The sequence below is a fragment of the Pseudomonas sp. LG1D9 genome, assembly GCF_002949995.1.
Lineage (GTDB): Bacteria > Pseudomonadota > Gammaproteobacteria > Pseudomonadales > Pseudomonadaceae > Aquipseudomonas > Aquipseudomonas proteolytica.
In genome coordinates, this window is record NZ_CP026881.1 from 804,381 (window position 1) to 830,830 (window position 26,450).

Annotated in this window: 26 protein-coding genes; 21 read left to right on the forward strand and 5 right to left on the reverse strand. The window is 61.3% G+C overall.

Annotated features, from left to right (window positions below; all coding sequences use genetic code 11):
- Positions 1 to 12: 12 nt before the first annotated feature.
- Together tusA and rlmM are read right to left on the reverse strand one after the other, a co-directional pair.
- Entirely contained in the window at positions 13 to 264 is a 252-nt protein-coding gene (gene tusA, locus C5F71_RS03950) for a sulfurtransferase TusA (protein ID WP_070994698.1), read from the reverse strand.
- A gap of 34 nt (positions 265 to 298) precedes the next feature.
- The gene (rlmM, locus tag C5F71_RS03955; protein WP_104910683.1) at positions 299 to 1,372 is read right to left on the reverse strand and encodes a 23S rRNA (cytidine(2498)-2'-O)-methyltransferase RlmM; all 1,074 of its coding nucleotides are present in this window, start codon (positions 1,370 to 1,372) and stop codon (positions 299 to 301) included.
- Between the two features lie 190 nt (positions 1,373 to 1,562).
- On the opposite strand from rlmM, the gene acnA reads away from it, so the two are divergent.
- The 3 genes from acnA to C5F71_RS03970 all read left to right on the forward strand — a co-directional run bounded on the left by acnA (position 1,563) and on the right by C5F71_RS03970 (position 6,931).
- Complete coding sequence (gene acnA / locus C5F71_RS03960; protein ID WP_104910684.1) at positions 1,563 to 4,304, forward strand: aconitate hydratase AcnA; 2,742 nt, start codon at positions 1,563 to 1,565, stop codon at positions 4,302 to 4,304.
- 153 nt (positions 4,305 to 4,457) lie between these two features.
- Positions 4,458 to 5,246: a CPBP family intramembrane glutamic endopeptidase gene (locus C5F71_RS03965; protein WP_029300061.1), complete on the forward strand. Its 789-nt coding sequence runs from the start codon at positions 4,458 to 4,460 to the stop codon at positions 5,244 to 5,246.
- A 119-nt stretch (positions 5,247 to 5,365) separates the two neighbouring features.
- Entirely contained in the window at positions 5,366 to 6,931 is a 1,566-nt protein-coding gene (locus C5F71_RS03970) for a PAS domain-containing methyl-accepting chemotaxis protein (protein WP_070994707.1), read from the forward strand.
- Positions 6,932 to 7,256: 325 nt separating this feature from the next.
- On the opposite strand, the gene C5F71_RS03975 is transcribed toward C5F71_RS03970, so the two are convergent.
- Positions 7,257 to 7,949 carry an alpha/beta family hydrolase gene (locus tag C5F71_RS03975; RefSeq protein WP_104910685.1) on the reverse strand — a complete coding sequence of 231 codons (693 nt, stop codon included), beginning with the start codon at positions 7,947 to 7,949 and terminating at the stop codon, positions 7,257 to 7,259.
- A 79-nt stretch (positions 7,950 to 8,028) separates the two neighbouring features.
- On the opposite strand from C5F71_RS03975, the gene ccoN (C5F71_RS03980) reads away from it, so the two are divergent.
- The 16 genes from ccoN (C5F71_RS03980) to hemN all read left to right on the forward strand — a co-directional run bounded on the left by ccoN (C5F71_RS03980) (position 8,029) and on the right by hemN (position 22,949).
- Positions 8,029 to 9,453 (forward strand): cytochrome-c oxidase, cbb3-type subunit I, encoded by a 1,425-nt coding sequence (gene ccoN / locus C5F71_RS03980; RefSeq protein ID WP_029300057.1) that lies wholly within the window; start codon positions 8,029 to 8,031, stop codon positions 9,451 to 9,453.
- Positions 9,454 to 9,463: 10 nt separating this feature from the next.
- Positions 9,464 to 10,072, forward strand: coding sequence for a cytochrome-c oxidase, cbb3-type subunit II (ccoO, locus tag C5F71_RS03985; RefSeq protein ID WP_029300055.1), 609 nt, complete (start codon positions 9,464 to 9,466; stop codon positions 10,070 to 10,072).
- Between the two features lie 3 nt (positions 10,073 to 10,075).
- A complete protein-coding gene (locus tag C5F71_RS03990; RefSeq protein ID WP_029300053.1) occupies positions 10,076 to 10,294 on the forward strand; it encodes a cbb3-type cytochrome c oxidase subunit 3 in 219 nt (72 codons plus the stop codon).
- Entirely contained in the window at positions 10,291 to 11,214 is a 924-nt protein-coding gene (gene ccoP, locus C5F71_RS03995) for a cytochrome-c oxidase, cbb3-type subunit III (RefSeq protein ID WP_029300050.1), read from the forward strand. Before C5F71_RS03990 ends, ccoP (C5F71_RS03995) begins: the two co-directional genes overlap by 4 nt.
- A gap of 545 nt (positions 11,215 to 11,759) precedes the next feature.
- The gene (gene ccoN / locus C5F71_RS04000; RefSeq protein WP_057439486.1) at positions 11,760 to 13,202 is read left to right on the forward strand and encodes a cytochrome-c oxidase, cbb3-type subunit I; all 1,443 of its coding nucleotides are present in this window, start codon (positions 11,760 to 11,762) and stop codon (positions 13,200 to 13,202) included.
- Positions 13,202 to 13,810 (forward strand): cytochrome-c oxidase, cbb3-type subunit II, encoded by a 609-nt coding sequence (ccoO, locus tag C5F71_RS04005; protein ID WP_029300047.1) that lies wholly within the window; start codon positions 13,202 to 13,204, stop codon positions 13,808 to 13,810. The genes ccoN (C5F71_RS04000) and ccoO (C5F71_RS04005) overlap by 1 nt, the downstream gene beginning before the upstream one ends.
- Positions 13,811 to 13,815: 5 nt before the next feature.
- Entirely contained in the window at positions 13,816 to 14,001 is a 186-nt protein-coding gene (locus C5F71_RS04010) for a CcoQ/FixQ family Cbb3-type cytochrome c oxidase assembly chaperone (RefSeq protein WP_003175465.1), read from the forward strand.
- Positions 13,998 to 14,972: a cytochrome-c oxidase, cbb3-type subunit III gene (gene ccoP, locus C5F71_RS04015; protein WP_029300040.1), complete on the forward strand. Its 975-nt coding sequence runs from the start codon at positions 13,998 to 14,000 to the stop codon at positions 14,970 to 14,972. Before C5F71_RS04010 ends, ccoP (C5F71_RS04015) begins: the two co-directional genes overlap by 4 nt.
- A gap of 158 nt (positions 14,973 to 15,130) precedes the next feature.
- Positions 15,131 to 15,385: a type II toxin-antitoxin system Phd/YefM family antitoxin gene (locus C5F71_RS04020; protein WP_029300038.1), complete on the forward strand. Its 255-nt coding sequence runs from the start codon at positions 15,131 to 15,133 to the stop codon at positions 15,383 to 15,385.
- On the forward strand, positions 15,385 to 15,795 hold the full coding sequence (locus tag C5F71_RS04025) for a type II toxin-antitoxin system VapC family toxin (RefSeq protein WP_104910686.1): 411 nt from the start codon (positions 15,385 to 15,387) through the stop codon (positions 15,793 to 15,795). The genes C5F71_RS04020 and C5F71_RS04025 overlap by 1 nt, the downstream gene beginning before the upstream one ends.
- Before the next feature lie 207 nt (positions 15,796 to 16,002).
- Positions 16,003 to 17,418: a cytochrome c oxidase accessory protein CcoG gene (gene ccoG / locus C5F71_RS04030; RefSeq protein WP_104910687.1), complete on the forward strand. Its 1,416-nt coding sequence runs from the start codon at positions 16,003 to 16,005 to the stop codon at positions 17,416 to 17,418.
- Positions 17,419 to 17,432: 14 nt separating this feature from the next.
- A complete protein-coding gene (locus tag C5F71_RS04035; RefSeq protein WP_029300032.1) occupies positions 17,433 to 17,972 on the forward strand; it encodes a FixH family protein in 540 nt (179 codons plus the stop codon).
- A gap of 115 nt (positions 17,973 to 18,087) precedes the next feature.
- Positions 18,088 to 20,538 carry a heavy metal translocating P-type ATPase gene (locus C5F71_RS04040; protein ID WP_104910688.1) on the forward strand — a complete coding sequence of 817 codons (2,451 nt, stop codon included), beginning with the start codon at positions 18,088 to 18,090 and terminating at the stop codon, positions 20,536 to 20,538.
- Positions 20,539 to 20,560: 22 nt separating this feature from the next.
- Positions 20,561 to 20,788: a cbb3-type cytochrome oxidase assembly protein CcoS gene (gene ccoS, locus C5F71_RS04045; protein ID WP_104910689.1), complete on the forward strand. Its 228-nt coding sequence runs from the start codon at positions 20,561 to 20,563 to the stop codon at positions 20,786 to 20,788.
- Positions 20,781 to 21,464, forward strand: a complete 684-nt coding sequence (locus C5F71_RS04050; RefSeq protein ID WP_092231773.1) for a sulfite exporter TauE/SafE family protein — start codon at positions 20,781 to 20,783, stop codon at positions 21,462 to 21,464. Before ccoS ends, C5F71_RS04050 begins: the two co-directional genes overlap by 8 nt.
- Positions 21,465 to 21,566: 102 nt before the next feature.
- On the forward strand, positions 21,567 to 22,949 hold the full coding sequence (hemN, locus tag C5F71_RS04055) for an oxygen-independent coproporphyrinogen III oxidase (RefSeq protein WP_029298169.1): 1,383 nt from the start codon (positions 21,567 to 21,569) through the stop codon (positions 22,947 to 22,949).
- 6 nt (positions 22,950 to 22,955) lie between these two features.
- On the opposite strand, the gene C5F71_RS04060 is transcribed toward hemN, so the two are convergent.
- Positions 22,956 to 23,426, reverse strand: coding sequence for a hypothetical protein (locus tag C5F71_RS04060; RefSeq protein WP_104910690.1), 471 nt, complete (start codon positions 23,424 to 23,426; stop codon positions 22,956 to 22,958).
- A gap of 154 nt (positions 23,427 to 23,580) precedes the next feature.
- Here C5F71_RS04060 and fnr point away from each other — a divergent pair, with 154 nt between their 5' ends.
- Together fnr and C5F71_RS04070 are read left to right on the forward strand one after the other, a co-directional pair.
- Complete coding sequence (fnr, locus tag C5F71_RS04065; RefSeq protein ID WP_029298173.1) at positions 23,581 to 24,315, forward strand: fumarate/nitrate reduction transcriptional regulator Fnr; 735 nt, start codon at positions 23,581 to 23,583, stop codon at positions 24,313 to 24,315.
- A 90-nt stretch (positions 24,316 to 24,405) separates the two neighbouring features.
- On the forward strand, positions 24,406 to 24,954 hold the full coding sequence (locus C5F71_RS04070; protein ID WP_104910691.1) for an adenine phosphoribosyltransferase: 549 nt from the start codon (positions 24,406 to 24,408) through the stop codon (positions 24,952 to 24,954).
- A 344-nt stretch (positions 24,955 to 25,298) separates the two neighbouring features.
- On the opposite strand, the gene C5F71_RS04075 is transcribed toward C5F71_RS04070, so the two are convergent.
- Positions 25,299 to 26,447 (reverse strand): acyl-CoA dehydrogenase family protein, encoded by a 1,149-nt coding sequence (locus C5F71_RS04075; protein ID WP_104910692.1) that lies wholly within the window; start codon positions 26,445 to 26,447, stop codon positions 25,299 to 25,301.
- Between the last annotated feature and the right edge of the window lie 3 nt (positions 26,448 to 26,450).

Below are 26,450 nucleotides of genomic sequence, written 5' to 3' on the forward strand. Positions count from 1 at the left end.
TAGGTATCAGTCTCAGGTGGCCTTCTTGCGGATCCAGTACAAGTAAGTACCGGCCTCTTCGCGCTGTTCCACCAGTTCATGGTCCAGGAACACGCAGAACTTGGGGATGTCGCGGCGGGTCGAGGGATCGGTCGCGATGACCTTGAGCAGGCCACCCGGCGCCAGGTCGCGGATGTGCTGGTGCAGCATCATCACCGGTTCCGGGCAGTTGAGGCCGGTGGCGTCGAGGGTGCCGTCAACGGCAGGGTCAAAAATGTCACTCATCGTTCACTCCTAAACAGCCGGCTCCTAGGTGTATTTACCGGGCCTTGAGTTTCTTTACGTCCAGGCGGCGCAGGTGGCAGGTGACTTCCTCGCGGTCGTGGTACAGCTGCTTGCAGCCGATTTCCACGCGAATGCCCCGCGCCTTGAAGCCTTCTTCGATGCGTTCCAGCAGGCGCTTCACCTCGGCGTAGCGCTGTTTCATCGGCAACTTGAGGTTGACCACCGCTTCGCGGCAATGCCCTTCGCCGATCCAGGTTTCCAGCAGAGCCGCGTTGCGCGCCGGTTTCTCGACGATATCGCAGACCATCCAGTCCACCGGCTGCTTGGGGGTGAAGGTAAAACCATCCGCCATCAAGTGTTGCACCAGGCCGGTGTCCATCAGGCTTTCGGCCATCGGCCCGTTATCAATCGCCGTCACCAGCATGCCCCGGTTGACCAGTTGCCAGGTCCAGCCGCCCGGCGCTGCGCCGAGGTCGACGCCGGTCATGTCGCCGTGCAGGCGCTCGTCCCACTGGTCCCGGGGGATAAAGTGGTGCCAGGCCTCTTCCAGCTTCAAGGTCGAGCGGCTTGGCGCGTCGCGGGGGAATTTCAGGCGCGGGATGCCCATCGGCCACATGGCCGAGTTATTTGACTCGGCCAGGCCCATAAACACTTCGCGCCCGCTCTTGAAGGTCAGCAGCAGGCGCGGCTTGCTCGGGTCTTCAACCAGTTTGCCGGCGGCCAGCAGGGCCTTGCGCAGATGCACTTCGAATTTCTTGCAGAAGTTCGACAGTTCCTTGCCATCGTTGGTATCGACCATTTCCAGCCACAGGCTGCCGCATACCGGGAAATCCCGCAGGTGCGCGAGGATCACGCTGATACGGTCGGTTTCCGGCAGATCGATGAAAACCCCACGCGCCCACTGCCTCGGGAAGATCAGTTCGGCAAAGCGTTGGCCGCGCATCAGGCGCTGGGCGCCGTCTTCTTCAGTGCAGACAAATTCGGCGCAGGCGCTGCCGGTCTTAGCCTTGGCATAGCCGGAAACGTTCAGGCGCGCGGCGTGTTCCGCGATCTCGGAACAGACTTCGCCTTCAAAACCCGGGCGGCAATGCATAAAAAGGGTGTTCATCAACTCTCCTGGTAACACGCTTGCTGTAGCGCAAGGCCTGTCATGAAAACGCGCGCATGATAGCTGAGTTCGGAACCTTGGACTTGTCCATAGAGTCCAGTTATTAGCCTGCTACTGAAAACAGGGCTAGCTTGTAAGCTCTGTTCGTCCCGTCAGGTCCGTAGCCGTGCGGACCATAAGGAGTCATGTAATGTCATCCGTTGATAGCCTGAGAACCCTTAAGACCCTGCAAGTCGACAGCAAGACTTACCACTACTTCAGCTTGCCCGAAGCCGCCAAGAGCCTGGGTAACCTGGACAAGTTGCCGATGTCCCTCAAGGTGCTGCTGGAAAACCTGCTGCGCTGGGAGGACGAAAAAACCGTGACCGGCGCCGACCTCAAGGCGCTTGCCGCCTGGCTCAAGGAGCGGCGCTCCGACCGCGAGATCCAGTACCGCCCGGCCCGGGTGCTGATGCAGGACTTTACCGGCGTGCCCGCCGTGGTCGACCTGGCCGCCATGCGCGCCGCCGTGGCCAAGGCCGGTGGCGATCCGCAGCGCATCAACCCGCTGTCGCCGGTGGACCTGGTAATTGACCACTCGGTGATGGTCGACAAGTTCGGCAACGCCGACGCCTTCGAGCAAAACGTCGATATCGAAATGCAGCGCAACGGCGAACGTTATGCGTTCCTGCGCTGGGGCCAGAGCGCCTTTGATAATTTCAGCGTGGTACCGCCAGGTACCGGCATCTGCCACCAGGTCAACCTGGAATACCTGGGTCGCACGGTGTGGACCAAGGACGAAGACGGCCGTACCTATGCCTTCCCCGATACCCTGGTGGGCACCGACTCCCACACCACCATGATCAACGGCCTCGGCGTTTTGGGCTGGGGCGTGGGCGGTATCGAGGCGGAAGCGGCGATGCTTGGCCAGCCGGTCTCGATGCTGATCCCCGAAGTGATCGGCTTCAAGCTCACCGGCAAACTCAAAGAAGGCATTACCGCCACCGACCTGGTGCTGACAGTCACGCAAATGCTGCGTAAAAAAGGCGTGGTGGGCAAATTCGTCGAGTTCTATGGCGACGGCCTGGCTGACCTGCCCCTGGCCGACCGCGCCACCATTGCCAACATGGCACCGGAGTACGGCGCCACCTGCGGCTTTTTCCCCGTGGACGAAGTGACCCTGGACTACTTGCGCCTCTCCGGTCGGCCGGACGCCACGGTCAAGCTCGTCGAGGCCTATACCAAGGCCCAAGGCCTGTGGCGCAATGCCGGTGAAGAACCGGTATTCACTGACAGCCTGGCGCTGGACATGGCCAGCGTCGAAGCCAGCCTGGCCGGGCCAAAACGCCCGCAGGACCGAGTCTCGCTGCCAGATGTGGGTCAAGCGTTCAGTGACTTCCTGGACTTGCAGTTCAAACCCGCGAGCAAGGAAGAAGGCCGCCTGGAAAGCGAAGGCGGCGGCGGTGTCGCCGTGGGCAATGCCGACCTGGTGGGCGAAGCCGACTACGACTTCGAAGGCCAGACCTATCGCCTGAAAAACGGCGCGGTGGTGATCGCCGCGATTACCTCCTGCACCAACACCTCCAACCCCAGCGTGATGATGGCCGCCGGCCTGGTCGCGAAAAAAGCCGTGGAAAAGGGCCTGACCCGCAAGCCGTGGGTAAAAAGCTCCCTGGCGCCTGGCTCCAAGGTGGTTACCGACTACTACAACGCCGCCGGCCTGACGCCGTACCTCGACCAACTGGGCTTCGACCTGGTGGGTTATGGCTGCACCACCTGTATCGGCAACTCCGGGCCATTGCCGGAGCCTATCGAGAAAGCCATCCAGAAAGCCGACCTGACCGTGGCGTCGGTGCTGTCCGGCAACCGTAACTTCGAAGGCCGCGTGCACCCCCTGGTGAAAACCAACTGGCTGGCCTCGCCGCCCCTGGTGGTGGCCTATGCCCTCGCCGGGACCGTGCGCATTGATATCAGCAGCGAGCCCTTGGGCACCGGCAAGGATGGTGCGCCGGTATACCTGCGCGATATCTGGCCCAGCAGCCAGGAGATCGCCGACGCGGTGGCCCAGGTCAGCACCAGCATGTTCCATAAGGAATACGCCGAGGTGTTTGCCGGTGACGAACAGTGGCAAGCCATTGAAGTGCCGCAGGCCGCGACTTATGTATGGCAAAAAGACTCCACCTATATCCAGCATCCGCCCTTCTTCGACGACATCGCCGGCCCCTTGCCGGTGATCAAGGATGTGCAAGGCGCCAACATCCTGGCCCTGCTTGGTGATTCGGTGACCACCGACCACATCTCTCCGGCCGGCAACATCAAGGCTGACAGCCCGGCCGGCCGCTACCTGCGCGAACAGGGCGTGGAACCACGGGACTTCAACTCCTATGGCTCGCGCCGCGGCAACCATGAAGTGATGATGCGCGGCACCTTCGCCAACATCCGGATCCGCAACGAAATGCTCGGCGGCGAAGAAGGCGGCAACACCCTCTACATTCCCACCGGCGAGAAGATGCCGATCTACGACGCCGCTATGAAATACCAGGCGTCCGGCACGCCGCTGGTGGTGATCGCCGGCCAGGAGTACGGCACCGGTTCCAGCCGCGACTGGGCCGCCAAGGGCACCAACCTGCTGGGCGTCAAGGCGGTGATTGCCGAGAGCTTCGAGCGTATCCACCGTTCCAACCTGGTGGGCATGGGCGTGCTGCCATTGCAGTTCAAACTGGACCAGAACCGCAAGGCGCTGCAACTGACCGGCAAGGAGAAGATCGATATTCTCGGCCTGACCGATGCCGATATCGAACCACGCATGAACCTGACGCTGGTGATTACCCGCGAAGACGGCCGCAGCGAAAAAGTCGAGGTCCTGTGCCGGATCGATACCCTCAATGAAGTTGAATACTTCAAGGCGGGGGGGATTCTGCATTACGTACTGCGCCAGTTGATTGCTTCATAACGCCACAAGCCAGACCCAACACCGCCTTCGGGCGGTGTTTTCATTTTTACCGCCTGCAACTGTCGCTATAATCCGCGCCCTCATTTGTAGGCGCCGGCTTACCGGCAGCTACATCAAGCAATTGCGTCACGTTGACCGTCACAAGGATTTTTTATGCCCGCTTTGCCCTGGCTGTACCTGGCCCTTCTTTCCATTGGCTATGGATTGGCCCTGACCTACGGGCAACTGGGTTTGCTGGCAGGGGCCTCCATCGGGCTACTGCTGGTCGCAGGTTATGCCGTACGCCAACAGCACGTCCCATGGGCGCGCTACCTTGGCCATGGCCTGTTCATCGTATTGGCCCTGGGCCTGGCGATGCACTGGCTACCCGGCTTCCAAAACGGTCGCGCCATCGACCCCCAGCGTTTCACCGCCGACGCCGTGCCCTTCTCGTTGTACCTGAACCAGGACAAACCACTGATTGGCTTCTGGCTGCTACTCGCCTGCCCGTGGATCGTCGCCCGCCGCCCGTTGCGCCTGTCGATCTATGCCACCGCGCTGGCCTTGACCCTGACCACCATCGCCGCCCTGGGTGGCGCGGTACTGCTGGGCATCATCAGTTGGGCCCCCAAATGGCCAGACCAGGCCTGGCTCTGGGTGTTGAATAACCTGTTGCTGGTGACCCTGGTTGAGGAAGCGTTGTTTCGCGGCTATATCCAGGGCGGCCTGAGCCGGCGCTTCAAGCAGATGCCCTACGGCGAAAACCTCGCCTTGCTATTGGCTTCGCTGCTGTTTGGCCTGGTGCATGTGGGCGCGGGCTGGCAATGGGTGCTGCTGGCCAGTATTGCCGGCGCGGGTTATGGCCTGGCCTACCGCTTCGGCGGCCTGGGCGCGGCGATTGCTACGCACTTTGGTTTGAATCTGCTGCATTTCGGGTTGTTTACCTACCCAATGCTGGCCTGATCGCCAGCGCTGAGGCTGCGCCGGCAGGAGCTTTCGCTGGCGCGGATTATTGCAAAAATAAGTTAAATAAACCCCCGCACTGGCCGACAACCTGTCAAAGCCTTGCGGATTGATCAATCATGCGTAATAACCAACCCGTTACCCAGCGCGAACGTACCTTCCCCGCTCAACAACGGTTGATCTCCACGACCGATGCCAAAGGCGTGATCACTTACTGCAACGATGCGTTTGTCGAGATCAGTGGGTTTTCCCGGGATGAACTGATGCGCGCCCCGCACAACCTGGTTCGTCACCCGGATGTGCCGGCGGCCGTGTTCGCGCATATGTGGGCCACGCTCAAACAAGGCTTGCCATGGATGGGCATCGTCAAGAACCGCTGCAAGACCGGCGATCACTACTGGGTCAACGCTTATGTGACCCCGGTGTTCGACGGCGAGCAGGTGATCGGCTACGAATCGGTACGGGTCAAGCCGACCGCCGAGCAGATCCGCCGTGCCGAAGCGCTGTACCAGCGTATCAACCAAGGCAAGTCGGCCATCCCGCGCAGTGATAAATGGCTGCCGGTGTTGCAGGACTGGCTGCCGTTTATCATGGTCAGCCAACTGAGTTTCCTGATTGGCATCTGGCTCAATTCCCATTGGGGCTTTGCCTTGGCCGCTGCCTTGTCAGTGCCACTGGGCCTGCTCGGCCTGAGCTGGCAACAGCGGGGCCTCAAGCGCCTGCTGCGCCTGGCCGAACAGACCACTTCCGACCCGCTGATCGCACAGATGTACACCGACAGCCGTGGCGCACAAGCACGCCTGGAGATGTCGATCCTCAGCCAGGAAGCCCGCCTGAAGACCTGCCTGACCCGTCTGCAGGACACCGCCGAGCACCTCAACGAGCAGGCGCGTCAATCCAACACCTTGGCCCACAACAGTTCGACCGGCCTGGAACGCCAGCGCGTGGAGACCGAGCAGGTCGCCACTGCGGTCAATCAGATGGCCGCCACCACCCAGGAAGTCGCCAGCCATGTCCAGCGCACGGCCGATGCGACCCAGGAAGCCAATCGCCTGACCGGGCGCGGGCGTGATATCGCCGGCGAAACCCGTGAAGCCATCCAGCGCCTGTCGGTGGTGGTCGGGGAAACCGGCGTGACGGTGACCCAACTGGCCAAGGACAGCGACGAGATCGGCGGCGTGGTGGATGTGATCAAGGGTATTGCCGACCAGACCAACCTGCTGGCCCTGAACGCAGCCATCGAAGCGGCCCGTGCCGGTGAAATGGGTCGCGGGTTTGCGGTGGTGGCCGATGAAGTGCGGCAACTGGCGCAACGTACCAGCGAGTCCACCGGGCAGATCCATGCCCTGATCGCCAAGCTACAACAGACCGCCAGCACCGCCGTGCAGACCATGGACGCCGGGCATCGCCAGGCTGAAGAAGGTGTGGCGCGGGTAATGGAAGCGGACGCTGCGCTGGTGGGAATCAGCGAGGCGGTGGCGCATATCACTGACATGACCACCCAGATCGCCGCCGCGACCGAGGAGCAAAGCTCGGTAGCCGAGGAGATCAGCCGCAATATCAGCACTATTGCGCTGTTGGCGGACCAGACGTCGGAGCAGGCGTTGAATTCGGCGCAGTTGAGTGAAGAGCTGACCCATACGGCCAATACCCAGTATTCGCTGGTGGAGCGGTTTAACCGTTAGATCGCTATCGCCGGCAAGCCAGCTCCCACATTTTGAATGTATTCACACATCAAAAGGTGGGAGCTGGCTTGCCGGCGATGGGCATCGGTATCTACACAACTTTCAGAAACTGACGATCTCTCCTGTGGCGAGCGTGCTTGCCCCGCGCCGGGGTGCGAAGCAGCCCCAAAACCAGCCACTACGGAGTATCTGATACACCGCATACAGCTTACTGGGGCTGCTTCGCACCCCAGCGCGGGGCAAGCCCGCTCGCCACAACAGCCCTATCTGCTTGGCTTTATGCGATGCAGCAAAATTGTGTAGATACCTATGCTGCGATGAGGCCCTAACAGGCGCCGAGAAACCCGGCCACCTTCACCGCCGCAGCCTCCAGATGTTGCTCATGGGTAAACCCAGAAGCCTTCAACGGCTTCAAATCATGATCCCCTGCCACCAGCCACATCACCTCGATGCTCGGCGACAGCACATAACCCTCCACCGCCGCCCGATTGCCCAGCGCATCGCGCTCGCCCTGCACAATCAAGGTCGGGGTCTTCAGCCCGGCCAGATGCTCGACCCGGGTTTTTTCCGGCTTGCCCACCGCATAGAACGGATACCCCAGGCACACCAGTGCATCAGCCGCCAATTCATCGGCCAATAAACTGGCCATGCGCCCGCCCATGGACTTGCCGCCCACCGCCAGGGGCCCAGCGACATGAAGTCGCACCTGGGCATATACCTCGCGCCAGCATTCCAGCAGCTTTGGAGCCGGATTCGGTGGGCGCCTGCCCCCGTCCACACGGCGCTGGGCCATGTACGGGAACTCGAAGCGCAACACGTTCACGCCATGCCCGGCAAGGCGTGCAGCCATGTCGCCCATAAAGCCCGAGTCCATCGGCGCGCCGGCTCCGTGGGCGAGGATCAGCGTCGGTGAGGGGCCTGCGCCAACGCGCGTGGCCGCATTCCATAACCAACCCTGTTCACGCACACACTGCGCCCATTGATCCCCGTCAATACTGGCCTTGTGCTCTTTGCCCATGCTTGCCTCGCTTTTTAGTCTGCCTATAACTCCAGCCCAAGTGCCGCATCTGCTTGGGTTGAACCGTGGATGGGGAACCATGAACACTACTTTAAGTACCGCCTATAACTACAAGGTGGTCCGCCAATTCGCCATTATGACGGTGGTGTGGGGCATCGTCGGCATGGGGCTCGGGGTTTTTCTCGCTGCCCAGTTGGTATGGCCCGAACTCAACTTCAACCTGCCTTGGACCAGTTTCGGTCGATTGCGCCCACTGCACACCAACGCGGTGATTTTCGCGTTTGGTGGCTGTGCGCTGTTTGCCAGCTCCTTCTACGCGGTGCAACGCACCTGCCAGACCCAGCTGTTCGCGCCGAAAGTCGCGGCGTTCTGCTTCTGGGGCTGGCAATTGGTGATCCTGCTGGCGGCAATCAGCTTGCCATTGGGCTACACCAGTTCCAAGGAATACGCCGAGCTGGAATGGCCGATCGACATCCTGATCACCATCGTCTGGGTCGCCTACGCCATCGTGTTCTTCGGCACCGTGGCCAAGCGCAACACCAAGCACATCTACGTCGGTAACTGGTTCTTCGGTGCGTTCATCATCACCGTGGCGATCCTGCATATCGTCAACAACCTGGAAATCCCGGTCAGCCTGACCAAGTCCTACTCCCTCTACGGTGGTGCGACGGATGCCATGGTGCAGTGGTGGTACGGCCATAACGCCGTAGGTTTCTTCCTCACTGCGGGCTTCCTGGGGATGATGTACTACTTCGTGCCGAAACAAGCCGAGCGTCCGGTCTACTCCTATCGCTTGTCCATCGTGCACTTCTGGGCATTGATCACCCTGTACATCTGGGCCGGTCCTCACCACTTGCACTACACCGCGCTGCCGGACTGGGCACAGTCCCTGGGCATGGTGATGTCGCTGGTACTGCTGGCGCCAAGCTGGGGCGGCATGATCAACGGCATGATGACCCTCTCGGGTGCCTGGCATAAGCTGCGCAGCGACCCGATCCTGCGCTTTCTGGTGGTATCGCTGGCGTTCTACGGCATGTCGACCTTTGAAGGTCCGATGATGGCGATCAAGACGGTCAACGCCCTGTCCCACTACACCGACTGGACCATCGGCCACGTACACGCCGGCGCTCTGGGTTGGGTGGCGATGATTTCCATCGGCGCGCTGTACCACATGATCCCGAAAGTCTTCGGTCGCGAGCAGATGTACAGCCTCGGCCTGATCAACGCGCACTTCTGGCTGGCTACCATCGGCACCGTGCTCTACATCGCTTCGATGTGGGTCAACGGCATTGCCCAGGGCCTGATGTGGCGTGCGGTCAACGAAGACGGCACCTTGACCTACTCCTTCGTTGAAACCCTGGTGGCCAGCCACCCAGGCTTCATCGTGCGGTTGGTGGGCGGTGCGATCTTCCTCAGCGGCATGTTCCTGATGGCTTACAACACTTGGCGCACCGTGCGTTCGGCACAACCTGCCGAAGTAGCCGCTGCGGCGCAGATGGCCTGAGGAGTCGATGATGAAACACGAAACGATTGAAAAGAACGTCGGCCTGCTGATGCTGCTGATGGTGCTGGCCGTGAGTATCGGCGGCCTGACACAGATCGTCCCGCTGTTCTTCCAGGACGTGACCAACAAGCCGGTGGAAGGCATGAAGCCCTATACCGCGCTGCAACTGGAAGGCCGTGACATCTACATCCGCGAAGGCTGCGTACAGTGCCACTCGCAAATGATCCGGCCGTTCCGCGCCGAGACCGAACGCTATGGCCACTACTCGGTCGCCGGCGAAAGCGTTTGGGACCACCCGTTCCTGTGGGGTTCCAAGCGTACCGGCCCGGACCTGGCCCGGGTTGGCGCCCGCTATTCCGACGACTGGCACCGCGCGCACTTGTACAACCCGCGCAACGTAGTGCCTGAGTCGAAGATGCCGGCCTACCCATGGCTGGTCACCGCGCAGGTCGACAGCAGCCACACCGAAACCAAGCTCAAGGTCATGCGCACCCTCGGCGTGCCGTACACCGACGCGGACATCACCGCGGCCGTGGACAGCCTCAAGGGCAAGACCGAAATGGACGCCCTGGTCTCCTATCTGCAAGTGCTCGGCACTGCAATCAAGAGCAAGAGGTGAACCATGGGTTTTGAACTGGATACCGGAATGATCCGCGGCCTCGGCACGCTGGTGGTGGCAATTGCCTTCATCGGCTTGTCGCTGTGGGTGTTCAACTCCAAGCGCAACCCGGAGTTCGCCGAGGCCTGCCTGCTGCCATTTGCCGATGAGCCTAAGCCTGACGCCATTGGCACCCCATCCGACGCTCAAGAAGAGCCTGTAACAAGGAGCATTCGGCCATGACTACCTTTTGGAGTACATGGATCTGTGTACTGACCCTGGGCAGCCTGATCGGCCTGACCTGGCTGTTGTTCGGCACCCGCAAGGGCGAGACCAAGGGCAGCGTCGACCAGACCATGGGCCACGCGTTCGACGGGATTGAGGAGTACGACAACCCCCTGCCCCAATGGTGGTTCATGTTGTTCGCCGGCACCCTGGTGTTTGCCGTCGGCTACCTGATCCTCTATCCGGGCCTGGGCAACTGGAAAGGCGTATTGCCGGGCTATGAAGACGGCTGGACCCAGACCAAGGAATGGGACAAGGAAATGGCCAAGGCCGACGCCAAGTTTGGGCCGATCTTCGCCAAATTCGCCGCCATGCCCGTGGAAGAAGTGGCCAAGGACCCGCAAGCGTTGAAAATGGGCGGTCGCCTGTTTGCCTCCAACTGCGCGGTGTGCCACGGCTCCGACGCCAAGGGCGCCTACGGCTTCCCGAACCTGGCGGACGACAACTGGCGCTGGGGTGGTTCGGCTGATGCAATCAAGCTGACCATCATGAACGGTCGCCATGCCGCGATGCCGGCCTGGGGTGAAGTGCTGGGTGAAGACGGGGTGAAAAACGTCGCCGCTTATGTGCGTCACGACCTGGCCAAGTTGCCGCTGCCGGCTGACAGCAAGGTCGACCTGGCTGCCGGCAAGCAAGCGTTCGACACCACCTGCGTGGCGTGCCACGGCCCAGAAGGCCACGGTGTTGAAGCCATGGGCGCGCCGAACCTGACGCAGCCTGCCGGTTTCATCTACGGCACCAGCCTTGCGCAGTTGCAACAGACTATCCGCCATGGCCGCCAAGGCCAGATGCCGGCGCAGGAAGCGCTGCAAGGCAACGACAAGGTCCACCTGCTGGCGGCCTACGTCTACAGCCTGTCGCAGAAAGATCAGAAGTAAGCTTCACGCAATAAGCTGCAAGAGAAGAGTTCTCAACTCGGCTCTTGCAGCCTTTTCAACCCTCTCCCTCCCCGATTCAAACTTGCCGCTTGCAGCTCGCTATTAACCGCTGCGCCCTGCGCCAGATTGTCACACCCTTCTAAAGCACACCTTTCCCCTCTCGCCAATCGGGTCTACGCTTGTTTCGACAGTGGGCCGGCGTTGATCGGCCGCAGCTCGACTTGCACTCGATGAGTCAGACATTCCAGCAGGGTGACAGGCGCAAGGGCTGACAGTTACCGGCTGTCGCGCCACCGACCATTCGTCACCTTGGCAACGTGTCCCTACGCATCGCGTTACAAGTACCTGCGCCCTCTCAAAATTCCTGTCCAACCCGTCAGCTTTTCATTTTTGATTTTGTCCTTACGCCAAATAGGGAAAGGGCGCAGAATCTGGCTTGAAACGCATTGACGCAGGTCAGCGTTACGTTGCAATGGCACTTCGCATTGTCCATACTTGCGGCCGATTTTTATCCTAATAAAACACCTAAACCGTGGAACCTTAGAATGAGCACAGCAATCAGTCCGACTGCTTATAACTATAAGGTAGTCCGCCAGTTCGCCATCATGACGGTGGTCTGGGGGATCCTTGGCATGGGGCTCGGTGTCTTCATCGCCTCGCAACTGGTCTGGCCGGAGTTGAACTTCGACCTGCCATGGACGACGTTTGGACGCCTACGCCCACTGCACACCAACCTGGTGATCTTCGCCTTCGGCGGATGTGCACTGTTTGCCACTTCCTACTATGTCGTGCAGCGAACCTGCCAGACGCGACTGATTTCCGACGGCCTCGCCGCCTTCACCTTCTGGGGCTGGCAAGCAGTAATCGTCGGCGCCATCATCACCCTGCCAATGGGCTTCACCACCACCAAGGAATACGCGGAATTGGAATGGCCCCTTGCCATCCTTCTGGCGATCGTCTGGGTGACCTACGGCATCGTGTTCTTTGGCACCATCGTCAAGCGCAAGACCAAGCACATCTACGTCGGCAACTGGTTCTACGGTGCCTTCATCGTCGTGACGGCGATGCTGCACATCGTCAACCACGCGTCCCTGCCGGTGAGTTTCTTCAAGTCCTACTCGGCCTACGCCGGTGCGACCGATGCGATGATCCAGTGGTGGTACGGCCACAACGCCGTAGGGTTCTTCCTGACCACCGGCTTTTTGGGGATGATGTACTACTTCGTGCCGAAACAGGCCGAGCGTCCGATCTACTCCTATCGCCTGTCCATCGTGCACTTCTGGGCGCTGATCACCCTGTATATCTGGGCCGGTCCTCACCACTTGCACTACACCGCACTGCCGGATTGGGCACAGTCCCTGGGCATGGCCATGTCGATCATCCTGCTGGCTCCGAGCTGGGGCGGCATGATCAACGGCATGATGACCCTCTCGGGCGCCTGGCATAAGCTGCGCACCGACCCGATCCTGCGCTTTTTGGTGGTATCGCTGGCGTTCTACGGCATGTCGACCTTTGAAGGGCCGATGATGGCGATCAAGACCGTCAACTCGCTGTCCCACTACACCGACTGGACCATCGGCCACGTACACGCCGGCGCTCTGGGCTGGGTCGCGATGATCTCCATCGGCGCGCTGTACCACATGATTCCCAAGCTCTATGGCCGGGCACAGATGCACAGCACCAGCCTGATCAACACCCACTTCTGGCTGGCCACTATCGGCACCGTGCTCTACATCGCTTCGATGTGGGTCAACGGCATTACCCAGGGCCTGATGTGGCGTGCAATCAACGATGACGGCACCCTCACCTACTCCTTCGTTGAAGCGCTGCAGGCCAGCCATCCTGGCTTCATCGTACGTGCCCTCGGTGGTGCGTTCTTCGCCAGCGGCATGCTGTTCATGGCCTACAACGTGTGGCGCACAGTGCGTGCCTCCAACCCTGTAGAGGCTGAAGCCGCCACCAAGATCGCCGTCGTGGGAGCTCACTGATGAAGCATGAAGTAGTCGAGAAGAATATCGGCCTGCTGGCCTTCTTCATGGTCATCGCCGTGAGTATCGGCGGCCTGACCCAGATCGTTCCGCTGTTTTTCCAGGACGTGACCAACAAGCCGGTCGAAGGCATGAAGCCGCGCACCGCCCTTGAACTGGAAGGCCGCGACGTGTACATCGCCAACGGCTGTGTCGGCTGCCACTCGCAGATGATCCGCCCGTTCCGTGCTGAAACCGAACGCTATGGCCACTACTCGGTCGCCGGTGAAAGCGTGTGGGACCACCCGTTCCTGTGGGGTTCCAAGCGTACCGGTCCGGACCTGGCCCGCGTAGGTGGTCGTTACTCCGATGACTGGCAGCGTGCGCACTTGTACAACCCGCGCAACGTGGTGCCCGAGTCGAAAATGCCGGCGTACCCGTTCCTCGTGGAAAACAAGCTCGACGGCAAAGACACTGCCAAGAAAATGGAAGTCTTGCGCACCTTAGGCGTGCCTTACACCGACGAAGACATCGCCGGTGCCCAGGCAGCCGTCAAGGGCAAGACCGAAATGGACGCGCTGGTGGCCTATCTGCAAGGCCTGGGCACCATCATCAAAAGCAAACGGTGATCTGAATGGATATCGGGATGATTCGAGGCCTGGGCACCGTTGTCGTGATGGTGGCCTTTATCGGCCTGGCGTTGTGGGTGTTCAGCCCCAAGCGCAAGTCAGAGTTTGAAGACGCGACCTTGCTGCCTTTTGCGGATGATCCCGAAGCCATCAAGCACGTCGAGCAAGCTTCTAGGAGTAACAAAGAATGACTACGTTCTGGAGTCTGTACGTCACAGTCCTCAGTCTGGGTACCATTTTTGCCCTGACCTGGCTGTTGCTGTCGACCCGCAAGGGCCAGCGCGCCGAGCAAACGGACGAGACGGTTGGCCACTCGTTCGATGGCATCGAGGAATACGACAACCCACTGCCTAAGTGGTGGTTCATGCTGTTCGTCGGCACCATCATCTTCGCCCTGGGCTACCTGGTGCTGTACCCGGGCCTGGGTAACTGGAAGGGCCTGCTGCCGGGTTATGCCTACCTCGACAACGAGAAGCAAACCCCGTTCGCCAATGGCCAGAGCGGCTGGACCGGTGTGCACGAGTGGGAAAAGGAAATGGCCCGCTCCGACGCCAAGTTCGGACCGATCTTCGCCAAGTTTGCCGCCATGCCCATTGAGGAAGTGGCCAAGGATCCGCAAGCCCTGAAGATGGGTGGCCGCCTGTTCGCCTCCAACTGTTCGGTATGCCACGGTTCCGACGCCAAGGGTGCCTATGGCTTCCCCAACCTGACCGACGCCGACTGGCGCTGGGGCGGCGAGCCGGAAACCATCAAGGCCACCATCATGGCGGGCCGTCACGCGGTGATGCCGGGCTGGGCTGAAGTGATCGGTGAACAAGGCGTAGCTGATGTCGCCGGTTTCGTGCTGACCAACCTCGATGGCCGCAAGCTGCCGGAAGGCGCCAAGGCCGACGTAGCCAACGGCGAGAAGCTGTTCGCCGCCAACTGCGTGGCCTGTCACGGCCCGGCCGGCAAAGGTACGCCAGCGATGGGCGCACCTGACCTGACCCACCCGGGCGCGTTCATCTACGGCTCCAGCTTCGCCCAACTGCAGCAGACCATCCGTTACGGCCGCCAGGGCCAGATGCCTGCGCAGGAGCAATTGCAGGGTAATGACAAGGTGCACTTGCTGGCGGCGTATGTTTACAGCCTGTCGCACAAAGAGCAGCAAGAGCAGAAGTAAGCGGCAAGCCGCAAGAAAAAGCCCCTGTCACCCTAGCGGTGACAGGGGCTTTTTTATTGCCGGTGAAACACATCGACCGCTTGTAGCTTGAAGCTTGTAGCGTTTCAGTGCGGCGTAGTAACGTAACTACATTCACCCACCCTACTGGGAGGCGCCCCATGACAATTACGACCATCTCCAGTCGCGAATTCAACCAAGACACAAGCGGTGCCAAAAAAGCCGCGCGCCAAGGACCGGTTTTTATCACCGACCGAGGCAAGCCTGCCCATGTCCTGCTAAGTATTGAGGACTACCAAAAATTGACAGGCATCAACGCCGATATCGTTGACCTGTTGGTGATGCCCGAAGCGGCGGACATCGAGTTTGAAACCGAGCGTGCCGTAATTATCCATCGACCCGTGGACCTCTCTTGATGTATCTGCTCGATACCAATGTCATTTCCGAGTTACGCAAACCCCAGGCCGACAAAAATGTGGTGGCCTGGGCCAAAACCGTCGCCGTACCGCGTATGTATATTTCGGCGATTACCTTGAAAGAACTGGAGACTGGGGTGCTGCAAATGGAGCGCCGTGACCCCGCGCAGGGCAAGGTCTTGCGCACCTGGCTCAAACGCCATGTCATGCCGGCCTTCGATGCCAGAATCCTGCCAATTGACGCTGCCGTGGCATTACGCTGCGCCAGCCTGCATGTGCCGGATCGTGCTAACGAAGGTGACGCGTTGATCGCCGCAACCGCTCTGGTTCACGGCCTGACCGTGGTCACCCGCAATGTCACCGACTTCCAAAGCAGCGGTGTGACATTGATCAACCCATGGGACGAATGACCTACGGGCCCTGAAAAACTGTCCATACTCACGCTGTCAATTGATTCAAGTCACGTACACCATCAATTGATTTCCCCCAACGCGACCAAAGGTCGCACCCGTTCACCGGTGCTACAGGCGTATCATTACGCCACTGCAAGACCCCTATTTTGACCCCGGCTGGCACGTACTGGCCGAGGCAAATCTCCACTGCCGTGGGATGCAATGATGAGCAACCAGATTCCGGTACATGACGTTACCCCGCCTGCCAAAAAAACCAGCGACACCGTCGATCTCTACGCCTCGCGGGAGAAAATCTACACCCGCGCCTTCACCGGGATGTTCCGCAACCTGCGGATGCTCGGCGGTGCCGGCCTGTTCCTGCTGTACTTCGGTACGGTGTGGCTGAACTGGGGCGGGCACCAAGCCGTCTGGTGGAACCTGCCAGAGCGTAAATTCTTCATTTTCGGTGCGACATTCTGGCCCCAGGATTTCATCCTGCTGTCGGGGATCCTGATCATTTCGGCCTTTGGCCTGTTCTTTATCACCGTATACGCCGGGCGTATCTGGTGCGGCTACACCTGCCCGCAAAGCGTGTGGACCTGGATCTACATGTGGTGCGAGAAGGTCACCGAAGGCGACCGCAACCAGCGGATCAAGCTGGACAAGGCGCCGATGAGCGCCAACAAGTTCCTGCGTAAATTCAGCAAGCACACGCTGTGGCTGCTGATCGGCTTTGTTACCGGCATGACCTTTGTCGGCTACTTCTCGCCGATCCGCGAACTGGTGTTCGAGTTCTTCACCGGCCAGGCCGATGGCTGGTCGTACTTCTGGGTCGGCTTCTTCACCCTCGCCACCTATGGCAACGCCGGCTGGCTGCGTGAGCAGGTGTGCATCTACATGTGTCCGTATGCGCGCTTCCAGAGCGTGATGTTCGACAAGGACACCCTGATCGTGTCCTACGACCCGCGCCGCGGCGAAGTGCGTGGCCCGCGCAAGAAAGGTGTCGACTACAAGGCCCAGGGCCTGGGGGATTGCATCGACTGCACGATGTGCGTGCAGGTCTGCCCTACCGGCATCGATATCCGCGACGGCCTGCAAATCGAGTGCATTGGCTGCGCCGCCTGCATCGACGCCTGCGACACCATCATGGACAAGATGGATTACCCTCGCGGGTTGATCAGCTACACCACCGAACATAACCTGTCGGGGCAAAAGACCCACAAGCTGCGCCCGCGCCTGATCGGCTACGCGCTGGTGCTGCTGGCGATGATCAGCCTGCTGGCCGCGGCGTTCTTCATGCGTTCGCTGGTGGGTTTCGACGTCAGCAAGGACCGCGTGCTGTACCGCGAAAACGCCGAAGGGCGGATCGAGAACGTCTACAGCCTGAAGATCATGAACAAGGACCAGCACGACCACACCTACGTGCTGGACGCCACGGGTCTGCCGGACCTCAAGCTGCAAGGCAAGCGCGAGATCAAGGTCGCCGCCGGGGAAATCTTCACCATGCCGGTGGAACTGTCGAGCGCGCCGGAACAAATGCCGTCGACCACCAACGAGGTGAAATTCATCCTCAAGGATGCTGATGATGACAGCGTCCACGTTGAAGCCAAGAGCCGGTTCATCGGCCCACAAATTCGTTAAAAGAGAGCAGAACAATGCCCGTAGCAACTGCCGCAAGCCCCTGGTACAAGCACCTCTGGCCCTGGATCATCATTGCCATCCTGGCCTGCTCGGTGACGCTGACCTTGTCCATGGTGACCATCGCGGTGAACAACCCGGACAACCTGGTCAACGACAACTACTACGAGGCGGGCAAGGGCATCAACCGCTCCCTGGACCGCGAACTGCTGGCCCAGACCCTGCAAATGCGCGCCACGATGCACCTGGATGAGTTGACCGGCGAAGTCGAGTTGCACCTCACCGGCAACAGCGGGCCGACCACCCTGGAACTGAACCTGATTTCGCCGACCCAGCCGGAGAAAGACCGCAAGGTCATGCTCACCCGCAGCGAGAGCGAGCCGGGTCGCTATATCGGCCAGGTCACTGACAAGGTCGAAGGCCGGCGCTTCGTCGAGCTGCTGGGGGTGGAAGGCGACAGGACCTGGCGCATGTTTGAAGAGGAAGAAGTCAGCCATGGCACCGACCTGAAGTTGGGTGACGAGCCGTTGCAGGGTGCTGAAGACCTGAAGAACTGACAGCCTGCGCTTCGCGCATCGCCGGCAAGCCGGCTCCTACAGGGAGCGTGCGATAACCTTGTAGGAGCCGGCTTGCCCGCGATGAGGCCCTCCCCGCCCACACAGATCCAAAACCATGACCACCCCAATCCCCTGCTACCACTGCGCCCTCCCCGTCCCGCCCGGCAGCCGCTTCACTGCGGTGATCCTCGGCGAGCCCCGCGAGCTCTGCTGCCCGGGCTGTCAGGCGGTGGCCGAAGCAATTGTCGCAGGTGGGCTGCAAAGCTATTACCAACACCGCAGCGAGGCCTCGGCCAACCCAGAGGCGTTGCCCGTGCAGTTGGTCGACGAGCTGGCGCTGTACGACCGCGCCGATGTGCAAAAGCCTTTCGTGCGCCACGACGGCGACCTGGCCGAAGCCACGTTGCTGATGGAAGGCATCAGTTGCGCCGCCTGTGGCTGGTTGATCGAGAAACACCTGCGCAGCCTGCCGGCCGTGGCCGAGGCGCGGCTGAACCTGTCCAACCATCGCCTGCATGTGCGCTGGGCCGATGGGCAATTGCCGTTGAGCCAGGTGCTCAGCGAGCTACGCCATATCGGCTACGCTGCCCACCCTTATCAAGCCGACCGTGCCGCTGAACAGTTGGCCAGTGAAAACCGCCTGGCCTTGCGCCAACTGGGCGTGGCCGGCCTGCTATGGTTCCAGGCGATGATGGCGACGATGGCCACCTGGCCGGAGTTCAATATCGACCTGAGCCCAGAGCTACACGAGATCCTGCGCTGGGTTGCGCTGTTTCTGACCACTCCCATCGTGTTCTACAGTTGTGCACCGTTTTTCAAGGGCGCCATGCGTGACCTGCGCACCCGCCATCTGACCATGGATGTGTCGGTCTCGCTGGCCATTGGCGGCGCCTACCTGGCGGGGATCTGGACCGCGATCACCGGGGTGGGCGAGCTGTATTTCGATGCCGTGGGCATGTTCGCGCTGTTCCTGCTGGCCGGGCGCTACCTGGAGCGTCGCGCCCGGGAACGCACGGCTGCCGCCACCGCCCAACTGGTCAACCTGCTGCCAGCCTCGTGCCTGCGCCTCAAAGCCGATGGCCAGAGCGATCGTATCCTGCTCACCGAACTGGCCCTGGGCGACCGGGTGCTGGTGCACCCGGGCGCGATTCTGCCCGCAGACGGGGTGATCCTCGATGGCCAATCGAGTATCGATGAGTCGCTGCTTACCGGCGAATATCTGCCACAACCACGACAGGCCGGCGACACCGTCACCGCGGGCACCCTCAACGTCGAAGGCGCGTTGACCGTTGAAGTACGCGCCCTGGGCCATGACACCCGCTTGTCGGCCATCGTGCGCCTGCTGGAGCGGGCCCAGGCAGAAAAACCGCGCCTGGCGCAAATCGCCGACCGCGCCGCCCAATGGTTCCTGCTCTGCTCGCTGATCGCCGCCGCGCTGATTGGCCTGCTGTGGTGGGAGCTGGATTCTTCTCGGGCGTTCTGGATTGTCCTGGCGATGCTGGTTGCCACCTGCCCCTGCGCCTTGTCGCTGGCAACCCCCACCGCCTTGACTGCCGCCACCGGCACCCTGCACAAACTCGGCCTGCTGCTGACCCGCGGCCATGTGCTCGAAGGCCTCAATCAGATCGACACGGTGATTTTCGACAAGACCGGTACCCTCACCGAAGGCCGCCTGGCCCTGCGCGCCATCCGGCCGTTGGGCAGCATGAGCAGCGATCTGGCCCTGGCCCTGGCCGCCGCCCTCGAAAACCGCTCCGAACACCCGATTGCCCGGGCCTTTGGCCGCGCCCCACTGGCGGCTGACGAAGTGCTCAGCACCCCGGGCCTGGGGCTCGAGGGCCGCGTCGGCGAACGCCTGCTGCGCATCGGCCAGCCCGGCTTTGTCTGTGAATTGAGTGGCTGCGCGATTCCTCAATCGCCGCAAGACGCTGGCCAATGGTTGCTGCTGGGCGATACCAGCGGCGCCCTGGCCTGGTTTGTCCTGGATGATCGCCTGCGCAGCGATGCACCGGCGCTGCTGGCCGCGTGCAAGGCGCGGGGTTGGCGCACCTTGCTGCTATCGGGTGATAGCTCGCCGATGGTCGCCAGCGTCGCCGCCGAACTGGGCATCGACGAAGCCCATGGCGGCCTGCGCCCCGATGACAAGCTGCTGGTGCTGCAACAGTTGCACAAGGAAGGCCGCAAGGTGTTGATGCTCGGTGATGGCGTGAATGACGTGCCGGTACTGGCCGCCGCTGATATCAGCGTGGCCATGGGTTCGGCCACTGACCTGGCGAAAACCAGCGCCGATGCGGTGCTGTTGTCCAACCGCCTCGACGCCCTGGTACAAGCCTTCAGCCTGGCACGGCGCACGCGCCGCGTAATCATTGAAAACCTGCTGTGGGCCGGGCTATACAATGGCCTGATGTTGCCGTTCGCCGCCCTCGGTTGGATCACGCCGATCTGGGCTGCGATCGGCATGTCCCTCAGCTCGTTGACCGTGGTGCTCAATGCCCTGCGCCTGACTCGCCTGCCGCGCACCAGCGCTGCGAGCGCCACCCCACAGTCCCGTCCGCTGCCGGCTTGAGCCGCACGGGCATGGAGTAGCGATGCCAGCTCTTTACGTAATGATTCCAGCGGCGCTGCTGATCGTCGCCATCGCCATCTACATCTTCTTCTGGGCGGTGGACAGCGGCCAGTATGACGACCTCGACGGGCCGGCCCACAGCGTGCTGTTCGACGACCAGGACCCCAAGCACCTGGCCGCTGTCGACGAGGCCAGCAGCCATGCGCAGCCACCGAGCAAGCCTGACGAGCAGGCACCGCCCCATGCTTGACCTCGCGCCGCTGCTGGTTTCCGCGCTGATCCTCGGCCTGTTGGGCGGCGGCCATTGCCTGGGCATGTGTGGTGGCCTGATGGGCGCACTGACCCTGGCGATCCCCCCGGAGCAGCGCAGCCGGCGTTTTCGCCTGCTGCTGGCCTACAACCTGGGACGCATCCTTAGCTATGCCTGCGCCGGCGTATTGATCGGCCTGGCCGGCTGGGCGGTGGCCAACAGCCCGGCGGCGATGTTCATGCGCATCCTTGCCGGCCTGCTGTTGATCAGCATGGGCCTGTACCTGGCCGGCTGGTGGAGCGGCCTGACCCGTATCGAAAGCCTCGGGCGCGGCCTGTGGCGCCATATCCAGCCGTTTGCCAACCGTTTGCTGCCGGTGTCCAGCCTGCCCCGCGCCTTGCTGCTGGGCGCGCTGTGGGGCTGGCTGCCCTGCGGCCTGGTCTACAGCACATTGCTGTGGGCTGCCAGCCAGGGCAACGCCTTGGATAGCGGGCTGTTGATGCTGGCCTTCGGGCTCGGCACCTGGCCGGTATTGCTCGCCACCGGGCTGGCGGCAGAACGCGTCACCGCGCTGTTGCGCAAGCGCAGTGTGCGCATGGCCGGTGGCCTGTTGGTGATTGTGTTCGGTATCTGGACCCTACCCGGCCCCCATCAGCACTGGCTTATGGGCCACTAAAAGGCCATGTGGCATAGCGCCGCTCCCCGTTGATACAAATCAAGATGACCGTCCAGCCATGCCCCTAGACTCGGCCCACTAGCCAATCCGGGGAATGCCCGCATGCTCGACGCCATTCGTTGGGACACAGATCTGATTCATCGCTACGACCTCGCGGGGCCGCGCTACACCTCCTACCCCACCGCCGTACAATTCACCAGCCAGGTCGGCACCTTCGACCTGCTGCACGCCCTGCGCGACAGCCGCAAGGCCGTGCGCCCGCTGTCGTTGTATGTGCACGTGCCGTTCTGCGCGAACATTTGCTACTACTGCGCCTGCAACAAAGTCATCACCAAGGACCGCGGTCGCGCCCAGGCCTACCTGCAGCGCCTGGAGCAAGAGATTCAACTGGTCGCCTGCCACCTGGACCCCAACCAGCGAGTACAGCAGCTGCATTTTGGCGGCGGCACGCCGACCTTTCTCAGCCACGACGAGTTGCGCCAGTTGATGGCGCAACTGCGCCAGCACTTCAACTTGCTGGATGACGACTCCGGCGACTACGGCATCGAGATAGACCCACGGGAAGCCGACTGGGCCACCATGGGCCTGCTGCGTGAACTGGGTTTCAACCGTGTGAGCATCGGCGTGCAGGACCTGGACCCCGAGGTGCAACGGGCGGTCAATCGCCTGCAAAGCCTGGAAGAAACCCGCGCGGTGATCGATGCCGCGCGCACCCTGCAGTTTCGCTCGATCAATATCGACTTGATCTACGGCCTGCCCAAGCAGACACCGGAGCATTTCGCCAGCACCGTGGCCGAGGTCATCAGCCTGCAACCCGACCGGCTCTCCGTGTTCAACTACGCCCACCTGCCGGAACGTTTCCTGCCCCAGCGGCGGATCAACAGCGACGACCTGCCGGCCCCCGCCGTCAAGTTGCAGATGCTGCAGGAAACCATCGAACAGTTGACGGCGGCCGGCTACAACTACATCGGCATGGACCACTTCGCCCTGCCCGATGACGAACTGGCCATTGCCCAGGAAGAGGCCACCCTACAGCGCAATTTCCAGGGCTACACCACCCATGGGCACTGTGATTTGATCGGGCTTGGGGTATCGGCCATCAGTCAGATTGGTGACTTGTACTGCCAGAACAGCAGCGACCTGAGTCATTACCAGAACGCCCTGGCTGGGGCGCAATTGGCCACCAGTCGCGGCCTGCTCTGCACGGCCGACGATCGTTTGCGGCGCGCGGTGATCCAGCAGTTGATCTGTCACTTCAGCCTGGACTTCGAAAGCATCGAGCAGGCATTTACCGTGGATTTTCGCGGCTATTTCGCCGAACTCTGGCCGCAACTGGAAGCGATGGCCAATGACGGCCTGATCGAACTGGACGCCGAGGGCATTCGCGTACTGCCGGCCGGACGCCTGCTGGTGCGCTCGGTGTGCATGGTGTTCGATGCCTATCTGGAGCAACAGAATAGGCAACGATTTTCCCGGGTGATCTGAGCCGGGTTACTTGGCCATCAACGAGGCGGCCTTCATCGCATCCTCGGCACTCAGGTTCTTCATCGCTTCGCTCAAGGACGCATAGGCGGAGGTCAGCGCGGCTTGCAGGCCGCCCAATGCCGATTGCACGCCACCCAGTTTCGCCTGGGCCTGATCCGGGCTCAGGCGCTTGTCGGCCATGATCGACGACATCTCTGCCATCTTTTCTGCGATCTGCTGCTTCAACTGGCGAATCATCTTCAGCAGCTTCTGCACGTTCTCGTCCAGCCCGCTTTCTTCGATATCGTTGTTGGCCGCTTTCTCGGCGTTGGCGGCTTTGAGCGACGCACCGGAAAAGGTCACGCTTACGCCTTCGGCAGGCTTGGTTTCACCGAGGGCTGGCGTTTGGGCCTCAGCGCCAACAGCGCTGGCTTTTTTCGGCTCAAGCAAAGTCGGCACCATGGTGCGGGACGGGAGATTGCCGTCGATGGAAAGCATATCGTGAGCCTCCAAGCTCTTGGTCGTTAGCAGTCCATCGGCCGCTGTGCAAAATTCTTTATACCCCTGCCGGTTTTTTGTACAGGCTGGCCTGATAGTCCCTCAGTGCGGTACCCTTACGTCTTATGTGTGTTTTCCCACAAGGATTTAAGAAATGTCCGAGCCAGTTAAACTGCGCGCTCACAGCCAGGCTCACTGCAAGGATTGCAGCCTGGCGCCCCTCTGCTTGCCACTTTCGCTGAATCTGGAAGACATGGATGCGCTGGACGAAATCGTTAAACGTGGTCGCCCACTGAAGAAAGGCGAGTTTCTGTTTCGCCAGGGTGATCAGTTCGATTCCGTCTATGCAGTACGCTCGGGCGCCTTGAAGACGTTCAGCTTGAGCGATAGCGGCGAAGAGCAGATCACCGGCTTCCACCTGCCCAGCGAACTGGTAGGCCTGTCGGGCATGGACACCGAGATCCACCCGGTGTCGGCCCAGGCCCTGGAAACCACGTCGGTGTGCGAGATTCCGTTCGAACGCCTGGATGAACTGGCCCTGCAACTGCCACAGTTGCGCCGCCAGTTGATGCGCGTGATGAGCCGGGAAATCCGGGATGACCAGCAAATGATGCTGCTGTTGTCGAAAAAAACCGCCGACGAACGGATTGCCACCTTCCTGGTCAACCTGTCGGCACGTTTCCGCGCCCGTGGTTTCTCGGCCAACCAGTTCCGCCTGAGCATGTCGCGCAACGAAATCGGCAATTACCTGGGCCTGGCGGTGGAAACCGTCTCCCGAGTGTTCACCCGCTTCCAGCAAAACGAACTGATTGCCGCCGAGGGCAAGGAAGTTCATATCCTCGACCCGATCCAGCTCTGCGCACTGGCCGGCGGCTCCCTCGACGGCTGACCGCCGCACGCGGGATGCGACACTTGCGGCCAAGCCAACCGGCCAGGCCGCAGGTATACTGGCGAGTCTTTGCCCCCAGGACTCCCGACGATGGCTTTCGACTCCTTCGACATCAAATCCCTGATCCGCCCCGTCATCGACTTCCCCAAGCCTGGGGTGATCTTTCGCGATATCACGCCGCTGTTCCAGTCGCCCAAGGCCATGCGCCTGGTGGCTGACACCTTTATCCATCGCTACGTCGAAGCCGAGTTCACGCACATCGGCGCGATGGATGCCCGGGGCTTTTTGATCGGTTCGGTGATTGCCTATCAACTGAACAAACCACTGATCCTGTTCCGCAAGCAGGGCAAGCTGCCAGCGGACGTGCTGTCCGAGGGCTATCAGACCGAATACGGTGAAGCCTTCCTCGAAGTGCACGCCGACAGCCTGTGTGAAGGGGATTCGGTGCTGATGTTCGATGACCTGATCGCCACAGGTGGCACTTTGATTGCTGCGGCCAACCTGGCACGGCGCATGGGTGCAGGGATTTTTGAAGCAGCGGCGATCATTGACTTGCCGGAACTGGGTGGCTCACAGCGGTTGGAGGATATGGGGGTTCCGACGTTCTGTTTGACCCAGTTCGGGTTGACTGAGCGCTGATTTGCTGTGTCTGGGCGGGCCTCATCGCGGCATCGGCATCTACACAACTTTCACAAACTAATGAACTCCCCCGTGGCGAGCGGGCTTGCCCCGCGCTGGGCTGCGAAGCAGCCCTAAACCCGCCTATCGCGGCTTATCTGAAGAAACGCGGTGGGCTTGTTGGGGCTGCTTCGCAGCCCAGCGCGGGGCAAGCCCGCTCGCCACAACTGCGCTATCTGCCTGGATTTAGGCGTTGTGGCAAAGTTGTGTAGATACCTATGCTCATCGCGGGCAAGCCCGCTCCCACATTGGACCGAGTTCCAACTTTGGAATGCCCGCGATGAGGCCCCTGAGAACCCTATCAATCACAACCCCATCTGCTTACTGATGATCTCGTTCATCACCTCCCGAGTGCCGCCACCAATCGACAAAATCCGATTGTCCCGGTACAGCCGCTCCACCAGGCTGCCGCGCATATAACCCAGCCCGCCAAGAATCTGCACCGCGTCATACGTCACCCGGTCAGCCGTGTCGGTGGCAAGATTCTTGGCCATGGAAATCTCCTTGATCACACTCTTGCCCGCGGCCATCTTCGCCGCCTGGCGGTAAGTGAACTCCCGGGAAACCTCGACCGCCGTGGCCATCTCCGCCAGGCGGTGCTTGAGCACCTGGAACTTGCCGATCGGTTTGCCAAAGGCCTCCCGCTGCCCAGCCCACTTCAAGCTCTCTTCCAGCGCCATCTGCGCCGTCATGTTGGCCATCAACGCCAGGGCCAGGCGTTCGCTCTGGAAATTGCCCATGATGCAGGCAAAGCCCATGTTCTCGCTGCCGATCAGGTTGCCTACCGGCACCTGGCAATCGTCGAAGAACAATTCGGCAGTATCCGACGCCCACCAGCCCATTTTCTTCAACGGTTGGCCGACGGTGAAGCCTGGCGTGCCCTTCTCGATCAGCAACAGGCTGATGCCGCCAAAGCCCGGCCCGCCGGTACGTACAGCCACGGTGTAGTAGTCGGCGCGCACGCCGCTGGTGATAAAGGTTTTGCTGCCACTGACCCGATAACAGTCGCCCTCACGCACGGCTCGGGTTTGCAGGCTGGCCACGTCAGAACCACCCCCCGGCTCAGTGACGGCCAAGGCCATGATCTTCTCGCCAGACAAGACCTGGGGAGCCACACGCGCGCGGATCTCGGGGCGGGCCCATTTGACGATGGGCGGCAGGCCGATATCCAGCGAGCCCAGCCCCGCCACCACGCCTGCGGAACCACAACGCATCAACTCTTCGCTGGCGGCGACCTTGGCGAACAGGTCGCCCTCGTGACTACCGCCCAGGGCTTCGGCGTAACCGATGCCCAGAATCCCCGCCGCACCGGCCTTGAGGTACAACTCGCGCGGGAAGTGCTCGGCCTCCTCCCATTGCTCGATGTTCGGCAGAATCTCGCGCTCGACAAAACGGCGCACGCTGTCGCGGACCAATTGGTGGCTGGGATCGAAGTATTCCTGATAGGCAGGCATCGG

Coding starts and splice junctions, on each gene's coding strand:
- tusA (WP_070994698.1), bottom strand. CDS start 264: ATGAGTGACATTTTTGACCCTGCCGTTGACGGCACCCTCGACGCCACC.
- rlmM (WP_104910683.1), bottom strand. CDS start 1,372: ATGAACACCCTTTTTATGCATTGCCGCCCGGGTTTTGAAGGCGAAGTC.
- acnA (WP_104910684.1), top strand. CDS start 1,563: ATGTCATCCGTTGATAGCCTGAGAACCCTTAAGACCCTGCAAGTCGAC.
- C5F71_RS03965 (WP_029300061.1), top strand. CDS start 4,458: ATGCCCGCTTTGCCCTGGCTGTACCTGGCCCTTCTTTCCATTGGCTAT.
- C5F71_RS03970 (WP_070994707.1), top strand. CDS start 5,366: ATGCGTAATAACCAACCCGTTACCCAGCGCGAACGTACCTTCCCCGCT.
- C5F71_RS03975 (WP_104910685.1), bottom strand. CDS start 7,949: ATGGGCAAAGAGCACAAGGCCAGTATTGACGGGGATCAATGGGCGCAG.
- ccoN (WP_029300057.1), top strand. CDS start 8,029: ATGAACACTACTTTAAGTACCGCCTATAACTACAAGGTGGTCCGCCAA.
- ccoO (WP_029300055.1), top strand. CDS start 9,464: ATGAAACACGAAACGATTGAAAAGAACGTCGGCCTGCTGATGCTGCTG.
- C5F71_RS03990 (WP_029300053.1), top strand. CDS start 10,076: ATGGGTTTTGAACTGGATACCGGAATGATCCGCGGCCTCGGCACGCTG.
- ccoP (WP_029300050.1), top strand. CDS start 10,291: ATGACTACCTTTTGGAGTACATGGATCTGTGTACTGACCCTGGGCAGC.
- ccoN (WP_057439486.1), top strand. CDS start 11,760: ATGAGCACAGCAATCAGTCCGACTGCTTATAACTATAAGGTAGTCCGC.
- ccoO (WP_029300047.1), top strand. CDS start 13,202: ATGAAGCATGAAGTAGTCGAGAAGAATATCGGCCTGCTGGCCTTCTTC.
- C5F71_RS04010 (WP_003175465.1), top strand. CDS start 13,816: ATGGATATCGGGATGATTCGAGGCCTGGGCACCGTTGTCGTGATGGTG.
- ccoP (WP_029300040.1), top strand. CDS start 13,998: ATGACTACGTTCTGGAGTCTGTACGTCACAGTCCTCAGTCTGGGTACC.
- C5F71_RS04020 (WP_029300038.1), top strand. CDS start 15,131: ATGACAATTACGACCATCTCCAGTCGCGAATTCAACCAAGACACAAGC.
- C5F71_RS04025 (WP_104910686.1), top strand. CDS start 15,385: ATGTATCTGCTCGATACCAATGTCATTTCCGAGTTACGCAAACCCCAG.
- ccoG (WP_104910687.1), top strand. CDS start 16,003: ATGAGCAACCAGATTCCGGTACATGACGTTACCCCGCCTGCCAAAAAA.
- C5F71_RS04035 (WP_029300032.1), top strand. CDS start 17,433: ATGCCCGTAGCAACTGCCGCAAGCCCCTGGTACAAGCACCTCTGGCCC.
- C5F71_RS04040 (WP_104910688.1), top strand. CDS start 18,088: ATGACCACCCCAATCCCCTGCTACCACTGCGCCCTCCCCGTCCCGCCC.
- ccoS (WP_104910689.1), top strand. CDS start 20,561: ATGCCAGCTCTTTACGTAATGATTCCAGCGGCGCTGCTGATCGTCGCC.
- C5F71_RS04050 (WP_092231773.1), top strand. CDS start 20,781: ATGCTTGACCTCGCGCCGCTGCTGGTTTCCGCGCTGATCCTCGGCCTG.
- hemN (WP_029298169.1), top strand. CDS start 21,567: ATGCTCGACGCCATTCGTTGGGACACAGATCTGATTCATCGCTACGAC.
- C5F71_RS04060 (WP_104910690.1), bottom strand. CDS start 23,426: ATGCTTTCCATCGACGGCAATCTCCCGTCCCGCACCATGGTGCCGACT.
- fnr (WP_029298173.1), top strand. CDS start 23,581: ATGTCCGAGCCAGTTAAACTGCGCGCTCACAGCCAGGCTCACTGCAAG.
- C5F71_RS04070 (WP_104910691.1), top strand. CDS start 24,406: ATGGCTTTCGACTCCTTCGACATCAAATCCCTGATCCGCCCCGTCATC.
- C5F71_RS04075 (WP_104910692.1), bottom strand. CDS start 26,447: ATGCCTGCCTATCAGGAATACTTCGATCCCAGCCACCAATTGGTCCGC.